Source organism: Microcoleus sp. AT3-D2, from assembly GCF_036705715.1.
Classification (GTDB): Bacteria; Cyanobacteriota; Cyanobacteriia; order Cyanobacteriales; family Microcoleaceae; genus Microcoleus.
Map to the genome: position 1 here is coordinate 1 of NZ_JAUBVE010000123.1, position 10,030 is coordinate 10,030.

Genomic DNA, 10,030 nt, shown 5'->3' on the forward strand with positions numbered 1-10,030 from the left:
AATTCTAATTAACTCATAATTTTGCCTGAATATCATTATACTATGTATTTGTGTAATTAATTCTGTCTAACTACTTATAAAAAAAGCAGTAGCGATCGTTATTTAGCAAAAAATATGTAGCACAATTTTCCGGTGCAAAGGATAGCGACGTTCTGCCACAACAAATCACATCGCGTTATAATGTAACAATTACCGTACCGCCTGAATCTCGTTAAAATCTCGCAGGGATAATTGTATAACAATGTACATACCAGAGTCGCAGCCAACGCAAACAAAAGTGCTGCCGACGATTTACGCTCTACCAAGTGAAGACCCGGATCACCCAGGCTTGCCTGACGAATATCACCATAACAATCACAAAAGCTGCAAGATAGTTGCTTTCTCCCTAATTATCTAGCCGATCGCGTATTCTCGGCTAGCGATATAAATCTCTACTACGAATCCAATCATCCCAATTGGTACAAAAGACCCGATTGGTATTTATTTGTCGTCGAAGTGTTGAGAGTTTACCGAGACAGAGACTTGCGCCAAAGTTACGTCATTTGGGACGAAGCAGTAACTCGTTTAATCGCCATCTAATTTCTGTCCGCAGGTACGGAAGATGAAAAGTTGGGGCTGACAGAATCGACCAAAAAAAACTACAGACTAAGTGGCAGATTTACGAGATAATTTTGAAGATTCGTTATTACTTTGTTTTTAGCAAATACAACAACTAATAGAGAGTATTTCGCTGATTTGGAAACCTTTACAGCGAACAACTTTTAACAGCTTCTCGATTCTGGATACTGGAAATAAAGTTGAGTTTGGGTTTGTGGTAAGGTTCTTTCTTACAGCATCAGAGGTTGTGGCTGCGCTAGTATGATGTTAATGGCAATTTAGCTCGGACTCCAGAAGGATTTTAAAGACAGCGAGCTCAATTGGAAAGGCAGTGAGCCGAATCTGAAAGTCAGCGGGCCAATCCATTAGCCGATCGACTGCGAGCAATGGGCATTAATCCAGATGAGCTGTAAAATTAAGTAGCAGCGCGAAATACGGTCTGCGGTGTCAATAAAAACTTATTAACTAAAAATAACTTATGCCTGAATCTACCTCATTGCGCGATCGCTACCTAGCACTAATCGACAAAATTGTCGAAATCACCCTCAAAGGTCAAATTCGCTCCAAAGAACAAGTTTATCAAATGCTGGTGCAAGACATTAGTACCGGTACTGGCGAAATCTTTGAACGCTGTTTCGGCGAACGCCTTGATGCCTCCGAAAATCAACTCAGAAATGAAAAAGACGAAATCAAACAAGCAAAGGCAAATCGCACCCTCCGAGCTCTCAAAACCATCCAAGGAGAATGGGAACGCTGGCAGAAAGATAACCGCGTCGATCGCGAAATTGCATCCTCAATCCAACAAATCGTTACGGCAGAATCTAACGCCCGCCTTCTGGCATTATTGCAAGTAATCGATCCGAATAAAGAACATCCGCTGACTCTCGCTCAATTGCAGCAATTGGCAAAATCCCTACACCAACAAATGCTGCAAACTGCCAATCCCGAAACCGAACAAGATTTGCAGCAAATCACCGCCGGCATCGCTAAAGGTTTAGAATCTTGGCAGCGTTTGGAACCGGAACTTGTGGGCTGGATTTATCAGCCGCAGCAGCTAGGATTTGCTGGTAGTCCCGAACAAAATGGGCCTTGGGCTTTTTGGGCAAAAAAAGTTAACAGTCCCTTTCCCCAGGCTCTTTTGAAGACTATTGCGCTCGGTGAATCTATAGTTCAATTCGCAGCCCAGCAATCAAATTTAGATTTAGGCATATTGGTGGAAGTTGCGATTATTTTGCAGTGCTTGCAGCGGGCGTTGGCGTCATGGTTTGACAAGCAAGTTTACGATTCCAAAGTGTCAACAAAAGCTTCAATTTCTACTTACATTACTTTTGCGGTAATTTGGAGTCAGCTAGCTAGTGGGTTTAATAATTCTACCAAGAGCGGGGAACAGTTGGCAAATGCTTGTTTTCAAGTAACTTTGCAAATTTTGCGCGCTTTTTCTCAGCGAGAATATTTTCCGCTTTACGGGGGAATTTTTGCTTCGTTTGATGGTAAAGCTCTGCGGCATACTTTGGATTATTTAGATGAACCGCTGCGGCGAGTTGAAGGCACTCAAGCGAAAGCTCGGATTCTGACGCTTTTGGGTTATTCGATGCAGGCGGCTGGGGCTTACGAGCGATCGCTCTTGCTGCACAAACAAGCACTGGAAATTGCCCGTACCGAAGGAGACAAAGCTTGCGAAGTTGCCAATCTCAATCACATCAGCCGCAACTATGTTGCTCAAAAAAATTATCAGGAAGCGATTAATTACAGCCAGCGGGCTTTAATTATGGCACGACAAACGGGAGAGCGACAAGGCGAGGCAAATGCTCTGGCTAATTTGGGTTACAGTGAAGTGTTTCAAGCGCGGCAGTTGGAGGAGGTGGAACCGGAGGTTTACGAGAGTGCGATCGGCTATTTAGAACAAGGTTTGTTGCTATCGGAAAAATTGGGCGATCGCCAAAGTCAAGCTTTTTGTTCCAGCAGTCTCGGTATTGCTAAAATCGCCCTGGAAAATGCTGAAGGCGCGATCGAATATTTGCTCAAAGGTTGGCAAGCGGCTCAATTCTCAGGAGATTTATATTTGCAAGGTCTGAATTTGGCTTACTTGGCTCAAGCTTATTACAGAATCAACTCACTAGAAAAAGCGATATTTGCAGGCAGTTTGGGGATGTATACTTTGGAGCAAATTGGTGCGATGGAGTGGCGTCAATCGGCTGGTTTGTTGACAATTTTGCGGGGCCAAATGGGGGCGGAATCTTTTAAACAATCTTTGGCTAAAAGTCGAGCGAATATCATTCCTGCGATCGGTGTTGATGGGTACGATTACATCCCGGAGTTGCTGGAAAAATATCAGCAATCTATTTAACTCTTTGTGGAACAGGCATCTTGCCTGTTGCTGAGAGGGGTGCAAAATGTAAGTTTTAACTCACCCAATAGCTGCATTATCAATAAGTCTTTCATGGGCGGGCAGGATACCCAACCCCTACTCCCCACAACCAAATTTAAGTTTTTGTGGAACAGGCAATATGCCTGTTCCGGAATATTTTTATGCACCCCAACCTCCAAATAATTAATGCTCAACTATCACCGGTGTGCCAACTGCGACTTTCTCAAATAAAGCCTGTGCGTCTTTATCAAACATTCTGACGCAGCCGTGAGAAGCCGCCCCCCCAATCGACTCTGGATTCGGAGTACCATGAAAACCAATCACATTCTTGCCATCCGTCCAAAACCCCATCCACCTACTCCCTAAAGGATTATCGGGCCCAGCAGGAATAAGTTCTCCTGTCCAAGGATTTTGCCAAACTGGATCTTTGATCATTTGCATAACTTTAAAATTGCCTGTAGGAGTTTCCCAGCCGCCTTTTCCCACAGCAACCGGGAAACTGGTTTGCACCTTATTTTGTCGGTAAACATAGACGCGGCGTTCTCGCAATTTGAGCACTAAATGCACTTCCTCAATAGGATTTACCGCAGGCTTTTGTTCCTGGGGAATATAAAGAAATGGTTCTCCCAAGGGCGGCAGTTCTGGGGTCTCGATATTCGGCAATTGTGTCTCGGATGTGGGCCGCTGCGCTGCGAGTTCGCTATTACTTGAAGTAGCGGCTGCCACTGGCTGCTGTAGGGCGACCGACAGCGCGGCTGCACTCAAGCTCAGCACAACTAGCTTATTAAATAAAAATTTGCTGTTCACCATTTTTTGTTCGCTAAACTCCTAACCAGCAGTTCCTACAAAGTTTTTATCTAATTATCCGCCAACCGCACCCGTCACAAAATTTTGAGATGGGTTTTTGACGGCAACTACGCTGCACAGTTTTTAGGTAAAATTTCACCACTGATAACTTGTAACTCAACACAAAGCTTAGGCAATAATACTAAAACCACAGGGTTTTTATAAGAGGCTCAGTGGAATTACGCAATAGAAGGTCGTGAGAAAACCCGGTTTATGCGTAAATATTCCAAGAACATGATTAAATTCTACCTCCAACTAATTTTATTTTTTAGCCATGACCGACTGGCGATTAAGTATTCAAACTATGGCGCTGCTGTATCCGGCAAGCACAATCTGTCTTTGGGTAGAGTTACCCCCAGCAACAGTTAGGTTGGCGGAAAAAAACTGCTAAGGTCGATCGAATAAACTAAATATATCACGTCAACACTCTAGAGATGCAAACCGCTGAACTTGTTGTAAATCGGGAACTTATGATGTAAACTTTAGTCTTTCAATACTTGTTCGATAATCTTTTTTTGAGATTGTCATAAATTTCCTACTCTGGGGATTAAACTGGATTAGGTATAGAGGTTGGGACTTTCGTGCAGCGGAAGCAAACCCGACCCTGAATAGCAGTTAATGTGAGGTTTCAATGCGTCTTCAGAACATCAAATTATTGACAGGTGCAACACTGTCGGTGGTAATTTCGGCGGTCTCAGTACATCCTGCGATGGCTAACCCTGCAACTCAAATAGCCCAAACGCAGACCACCACAACAGCAAACACTCAAACCATTACCGGTTTTGTCAAAAGTATTGTCGGCGATGTAGTAACAATTCGCGAAGAAAACGCGCCGTACAGGACTCTCAGGATTCAAAGATGCGTCCTGAGAATTATTGGCCTGGTACCGGGAATGAAAGTCAGAGCCACCGTCGCCGGATCTCAGATACAAAATATCGCGGTGATCCCCGATTATAAGGTGGTAGCCACAACGGTTGCTCGTCCCGCAACCCCAGCACCGGCACCGCGTCCGGCTCCAGAACCGCCACCGCGTCCGGCTCCTCGTCCGGCTCCGGCTCCGGCTCCGATTCCGGCTCCCCGTCCAATTCCGGCTCCCCGTCCGGCTCCGGCTCCTGTGAGAGGACTTTGGTAGAGCTAGGTTATACCATTTTCGATTTTTGATTTTTGATTTTCGATGGGAATGACCAAAAGCAATGTGGTCACCAGCCGCGTGATTCATTCGGGGAGCGAGAAAAAAGCTCGAATCCAAATCGCCAGCCCCCGGATTTATCAGTGGGGTCGCTTTCTTCAATCTAAAATCTAAAATCTGAAATCTCAAATCGATTGACTGATGAAGCTCAAGGTTTGGAGTACGGGCCTACACTTGCATTCTTTTGTTGCAACTGGTATGAGTTAGCGCAATTAAGTCACCGCGTGCGCGGTGGCTTCGCTGTTTAATAGCAGTTAGAATAATAGAATTGTCCAGCAATTATTGAGAAATCGCTGCTATGTATTACCTGCGTTTCTTGCTGCTAATTCTGCTGTTGCCGATGATTGCGTGCGATCGAGCTACAGATGCGATCGCCCCTGCTGTTGGCGGCAACGGCCCCCTGTCGCAAATTCCCTCCCGTGCACCGGTGACAAATGTTGGGACAAATCAAATTGTACCGACCAAACCGCTGTCGCCGCAGCCAATCCGTATTGCTGCAACTACTTTGCCGCAGCCCGGAGCCAGCGACAGCGCCTCAAAACCTCCTCAAGTAATACCGATTCCCGCATCGCCAGTGCTGCGAGTGCCTCCTGGCTTTGTCGTCAACGTTTTTGCTGACAATTTAGACGCTCCCCGATGGCTAGCTGTGACGCCGACAGGCGATGTTTTGGTAACTGAAACCCGGCAGAATCGGATTACGCTGTTGCGGGATGCCAACGGCGACGGGGTTGCTGAGGTTCGCAAGACTTTTGCAAATGCCCAAAACGGGTTAAATATTCCCTTTGGCATGGCTTTTGCCGATCGCTATTTTTTCCTAGGAAATACCGCTGAAGTCCGTCGATTTCCCTACACAAAAGGGCAGGAACAATTGACAGGTACTGGTCAAAAAATTGCCGATTTACCGGGCGGCGGCTACAACCAACACTGGACGCGAAATGTTGTCGTTTCCCCAGACAATAGCAAACTTTTCGTCTCAGTTGGATCGCAGTCTAATGCCGATGTCGAACCGCTGCCGAGGGCGTCTGTTCAAGTGATGAATTTGGACGGCAAGAACCAGCAAATTTTTGCTTCCGGTTTGCGAAATCCGGTGGGATTGGATTTTCACCCAAAAACCAATCAACTCTACACGACAGTCAACGAACGCGACGGTTTGGGAGATGATTTGGTGCCGGATTACTTGACAAGAATTCGTCAAGGCGAGTTTTACGGCTGGCCTTACACTTATTTTAAGCCGAATTTGCTCGACCCGCGCCACGCCAAAAACGGCAAGAGCGATCGACCTGATTTAGCGGCTAAAACATTAATGCCAGACGTGCTGTTTCAGGCGCACTCTGCGGCTTTAGGGCTTCAGTTTTACGACGGCAAAACGTTTCCCAAAAGATTTCTCAACGGGGCATTTGTGGCGTTTCGCGGCAGTTGGAACCGGAACGCTGGAACTGGTTATAAAATCGTGTTTGTACCTTTTAACGCGGCGAACGGACGCCCTCAAGGTTATTATGAGGATTTTCTGACCGGTTTTCTCACAGATCCGTCGGGCCCGAAAACTTGGGGGAGGCCGGTTGGTTTGCTGGTTTTACCTGACGGGAGTTTGCTGTTTACTGAGGAAGCGAATAACCGGATTTATCGGGTGCAGTATCGCCGCTGACGATTGGGCGAGCTATTAGATACCGACTTTTTCAAGAAGTCGGGGATCTGGTTTTTTAGTCAGCTTCAAACCTTGCTAAGTTGAGATTCGCCGGAAAGTTTTTGAAAAATTAATAACCTATCTTCTTCCGCCGTTTCGCGATTTAAATCAGACAGTTCGTAATAGGAATCTGTTTCTGGCAAGTAGATTGCCGGTAAATTTTCAGGTAGAATTAAATAAGTGTTTTTCACCTGTAAATCATTGTCTATATCTAATGAATATAGAAATCCGTCAACAGGATTTACAATTAACTCGTGCAATGAAACTTGTCCCTCTATGTAAAGCTTGAGAGTTAGTTGTGCAACTCTGAAAACCAACCAGCGATTGTACAAATTATCGACATCGCACCAAGAATAAAGATAACTATCGCCGTATTCATTCTCAAAAAGCGATAGTAGCGGGCCGTCGAAATACTCTAAATTGACTATGCTCCTGAGAGTTAGAGGAAATTTACTTAGTTTAAATCCTATTAATTGTTCCATATATTCCAATACGGTTCAGTTAAGGAAATTTGTAGCGAAAATGTTGGGCGGAGTGAAACGGAGGGTTCGTTCCACGGGCCCAACCTACGCACTGAGAGTTAGAGGAAATTTATTGAGTTTAAATGCTATTAATTGTTCCATATATTCTTGGTGTTTGAAGCACATATTGATAATTTAAGTAGCCTAAAGGTTTTGCGATCGCGCTTTAAAATCCCGAACCGGGTTGTCTCAGAAACTCTGCTTCTTCCGGGGTTGTTTCGCGTCCGAGAATTTGATTGCGGTGGGGAAATCTCCCAAAACGCTGGATTATTTCTAAATGCTGCATCGCGTATTCAATGAATGAATCGCTGTCAGGTTCGCCGCTGAGTTGGCGAAATAGTTCCACGGATTTTTGCTGGTTTTCTAAGTTTTCGCTGTGTTGAAAAGGGAGATAAACAAATAATTTTTGTACAGTTAGCAATTCGCGATCGAAGTTATGATTAACAGCATATTCGGCGGTGGCTAAAGCTTTGTTGTCTGTGGCGAATGCTTGGGGCGTTCCGCGAAACATATTACGCGGAAATTGATCTAACAGTAGAATTAATGCTAGGCAGTTGTCGGGGGAATCGTGCCATGAGTCGAGTTTACCGGAGGCGGCTAGTTCGTATTGTGGCAGAAAGCGCCATCGCACTTCTGCATCAAAATCCGCATCTTTTTCAAACCATTTCTTGTGGACTTTGCCAAACTCAGGAGAGTGCGATCGACCGAACCAAAAATCTAAAACTTCATTCATTAGCAATCTAGTATGCGATTGATTGTTGATTAAAGCTTCTGTGTCTGTAGTTGCACAAAATGCGCTATCTGTCCAACTACAAACCGCAGCGATTAATGATTAGCAATGATGACTTAGGAACCTTTGTTGTCCGGTGCTTAAAGTTACAAACTAGCAAACAGTCTGTCCCAAGTTTTGCCTCCCACAACTCCGTCTACAGGAATATCCGCTTGTCGCTGAAATCTTTTCACTGCATCTTCGGTTGTCGGACCGAAAACGCCATCAATTGCGATCGGGTGTCGGGACAAGCCCCGCGCGTTCAACAACTTTTGCAGTTTCTTCACATCGTGCCCTTTCGAGCCGCATTTTAAAATCCTTTTATGGTGTTTCACTGCTGGTCGATGGCAATCATCAGTGTAGCAAACTGCGGAGCCCGCTGCATAGTTTGCTCTACTTGTCCCCGTCAAAACTAATAGGGCGAGAACTCCTAGTAAAAAATAAAAAGTCTGTGATCCGGCCATATTTTTCCTGTTAATTTTTCATTCGAGCGACCAAACCAACAATCTAAAACTTCATTCATTGGCAATCTAATATGCGATGGATTGTTGATTAAAGTTTCTGTGTCTGTAGTTGCACAAAATGCGCTATCTGTCCAACTACAAACCGCAGCGATTAATGATTAGCAATGATGACTTAGGAACCTTTGCTGTCGGGTGCTTAAATTTACGAATTAGCAAACAGTCTGTCCCAAGTTTTGCCTCCCACAACTCCGTCTACAGGAATATGAGATTGCCGCTGAAATTTCTTCACTGCTGTGAGAGTTGTCGGCCCGAACACGCCATCAATTGCGATCGGGTGTGGGGACAAGCCCCGCGCGTTCAACAACTTTTGCAGTTTCTTCACATCTGCCCCTCTCGATCCGTGTTTTAAAATCCTTTTATGGGGTCTGACTTCTGGTTCGTTGCAATCATCGTGCGACGTGCAAATTGCGTCACTTGATGAAGCAGTATATGCTCCGCCACCGATGCCAGTCAAAATCAATAGAAGTAGAACTGCTAGTAAAGTCAAAAAAGGCGGCTGAGGCTTAGGCTTAGGCGGAGGCGGAGGCGGGGGATCGGGCTTTTTTGGCTTGCATTCTAGTGAAATAGTACCAGTACAAACTTGTTCGGACATACTTTCCCTGTTAATTTTCTCAAGCGTTTTTTGCAAGTTTGACGATTGTTAGAGGGTGAGAAACCGGGTTTATAGGATGAGGGCATCCAATCTTGATTGACCTGGTTTCTGGCAACAGTCAACCGACATTCTACAATATAAGTGGCTTTACTGCAAAATCTCCGATCGTGCAAGTTAAATTTTGTTGCTGTTTGGTAGCAGCAAAGGTAACAATTACTTCGCAGGCAACTGCAACTGTCAGCATTACCAAGTTTCTCGCCAGTGGGTAATCGCAAACGTCATCATTCGCCGCTGAAGGAACCCGATAGTGTTCGTTCCAAATTATTTCGGAGTAATCGGCAGCTAATCCGACGTGCACGCAGGGAAGGGAGGCACTGGCACAGTAATCCTTGACTGCTTGCCGCCCTACACTGTTATCAAAAGTATCGATGACTGTGGCGCTGTTGGCAAGCAGCCGATCGGCATTTGCGGGTGTCAATTCTTTTGACTGCGCGTCAATGCTGACTCCCAAAGCGCGGTAGAGGTTGTTGGTGAGAATTTTGGCTTTGAATGCGCCGATGTCCGATCGATAATAGGGTTGAGTGGAAAGGTTGCGTTCCTCAATGCGATCGCGATCGATGACTTTTAACTGACAAAAGCCCGATCGCGCCAGACTTTCTGTAATATTCGCACCCAAAGCGCCCGCGCCACACACCGTTACCGGGAAATTTTTGATCAGCGACATCACTGCGGCACTTCTGTAAAGTTGTTCGTGAAAAAATATACTCATGGTAATCAAGAATTAGCGATTTTCGACGACTCCAACCAATGAATGCAAGTCGAAGTCTTTGTCCAATCCGCTGAGACAAATCCCCGCACTCATAACAGGGTAAACGCATCTTAACTGGAACCCCGAATATGCTACAGTTAAATCTGACTAAATTTCAATGTAGTTTGTTGT

Annotated in this window: 9 protein-coding genes; 3 read left to right on the forward strand and 6 right to left on the reverse strand. The window is 45.3% G+C overall.

The window, feature by feature from the left end:
• Positions 1-1,075 precede the first annotated feature (1,075 nt).
• Positions 1,076-2,944 carry a tetratricopeptide repeat protein gene (locus tag QUB44_RS29325; protein ID WP_333373100.1) on the forward strand — a complete coding sequence of 623 codons (1,869 nt, stop codon included), beginning with the start codon at positions 1,076-1,078 and terminating at the stop codon, positions 2,942-2,944.
• 204 nt (positions 2,945-3,148) lie between these two features.
• Here QUB44_RS29325 and QUB44_RS29330 read toward each other — a convergent pair whose 3' ends face one another.
• Positions 3,149-3,775: a L,D-transpeptidase gene (locus tag QUB44_RS29330; RefSeq protein WP_333373102.1), complete on the reverse strand. Its 627-nt coding sequence runs from the start codon at positions 3,773-3,775 to the stop codon at positions 3,149-3,151.
• Positions 3,776-4,442: 667 nt separating this feature from the next.
• Here QUB44_RS29330 and QUB44_RS29335 point away from each other — a divergent pair.
• Positions 4,443-4,943: an autotransporter gene (locus tag QUB44_RS29335; RefSeq protein WP_333168223.1), complete on the forward strand. Its 501-nt coding sequence runs from the start codon at positions 4,443-4,445 to the stop codon at positions 4,941-4,943.
• Positions 4,944-5,298: 355 nt separating this feature from the next.
• On the forward strand, positions 5,299-6,645 hold the full coding sequence (locus tag QUB44_RS29340) for a sorbosone dehydrogenase family protein (protein WP_333373104.1): 1,347 nt from the start codon (positions 5,299-5,301) through the stop codon (positions 6,643-6,645).
• A gap of 65 nt (positions 6,646-6,710) precedes the next feature.
• On the opposite strand, the gene QUB44_RS29345 is transcribed toward QUB44_RS29340, so the two are convergent.
• From QUB44_RS29345 to QUB44_RS29365, 5 genes are all read right to left on the reverse strand, one after another.
• Positions 6,711-7,166, reverse strand: a complete 456-nt coding sequence (locus QUB44_RS29345; protein WP_333251669.1) for a DUF6575 domain-containing protein — start codon at positions 7,164-7,166, stop codon at positions 6,711-6,713.
• A gap of 205 nt (positions 7,167-7,371) precedes the next feature.
• Positions 7,372-7,938, reverse strand: coding sequence for a DUF924 family protein (locus tag QUB44_RS29350; RefSeq protein WP_333373107.1), 567 nt, complete (start codon positions 7,936-7,938; stop codon positions 7,372-7,374).
• A 143-nt stretch (positions 7,939-8,081) separates the two neighbouring features.
• Complete coding sequence (locus tag QUB44_RS29355) at positions 8,082-8,261, reverse strand: peptidoglycan-binding domain-containing protein (protein ID WP_333373109.1); 180 nt, start codon at positions 8,259-8,261, stop codon at positions 8,082-8,084.
• Positions 8,262-8,640: 379 nt separating this feature from the next.
• A complete protein-coding gene (locus QUB44_RS29360) occupies positions 8,641-9,090 on the reverse strand; it encodes a peptidoglycan-binding domain-containing protein (RefSeq protein ID WP_333373112.1) in 450 nt (149 codons plus the stop codon).
• A 130-nt stretch (positions 9,091-9,220) separates the two neighbouring features.
• Positions 9,221-9,859 carry a ThiF family adenylyltransferase gene (locus QUB44_RS29365; RefSeq protein WP_333373115.1) on the reverse strand — a complete coding sequence of 213 codons (639 nt, stop codon included), beginning with the start codon at positions 9,857-9,859 and terminating at the stop codon, positions 9,221-9,223.
• Positions 9,860-10,030 lie beyond the last annotated feature (171 nt).

Excerpts from the sequence above, each read along its gene's own strand:
- QUB44_RS29335 (WP_333168223.1), top strand. The coding sequence starts at position 4,443 with ATGCGTCTTCAGAACATCAAATTATTGACAGGTGCAACACTGTCGGTG.
- QUB44_RS29350 (WP_333373107.1), bottom strand. The coding sequence starts at position 7,938 with ATGAATGAAGTTTTAGATTTTTGGTTCGGTCGATCGCACTCTCCTGAG.
- QUB44_RS29330 (WP_333373102.1), bottom strand. The coding sequence starts at position 3,775 with ATGGTGAACAGCAAATTTTTATTTAATAAGCTAGTTGTGCTGAGCTTG.
- QUB44_RS29360 (WP_333373112.1), bottom strand. The coding sequence starts at position 9,090 with ATGTCCGAACAAGTTTGTACTGGTACTATTTCACTAGAATGCAAGCCA.
- QUB44_RS29345 (WP_333251669.1), bottom strand. The coding sequence starts at position 7,166 with ATGGAACAATTAATAGGATTTAAACTAAGTAAATTTCCTCTAACTCTC.
- QUB44_RS29325 (WP_333373100.1), top strand. The coding sequence starts at position 1,076 with ATGCCTGAATCTACCTCATTGCGCGATCGCTACCTAGCACTAATCGAC.
- QUB44_RS29340 (WP_333373104.1), top strand. The coding sequence starts at position 5,299 with ATGTATTACCTGCGTTTCTTGCTGCTAATTCTGCTGTTGCCGATGATT.
- QUB44_RS29365 (WP_333373115.1), bottom strand. The coding sequence starts at position 9,859 with ATGAGTATATTTTTTCACGAACAACTTTACAGAAGTGCCGCAGTGATG.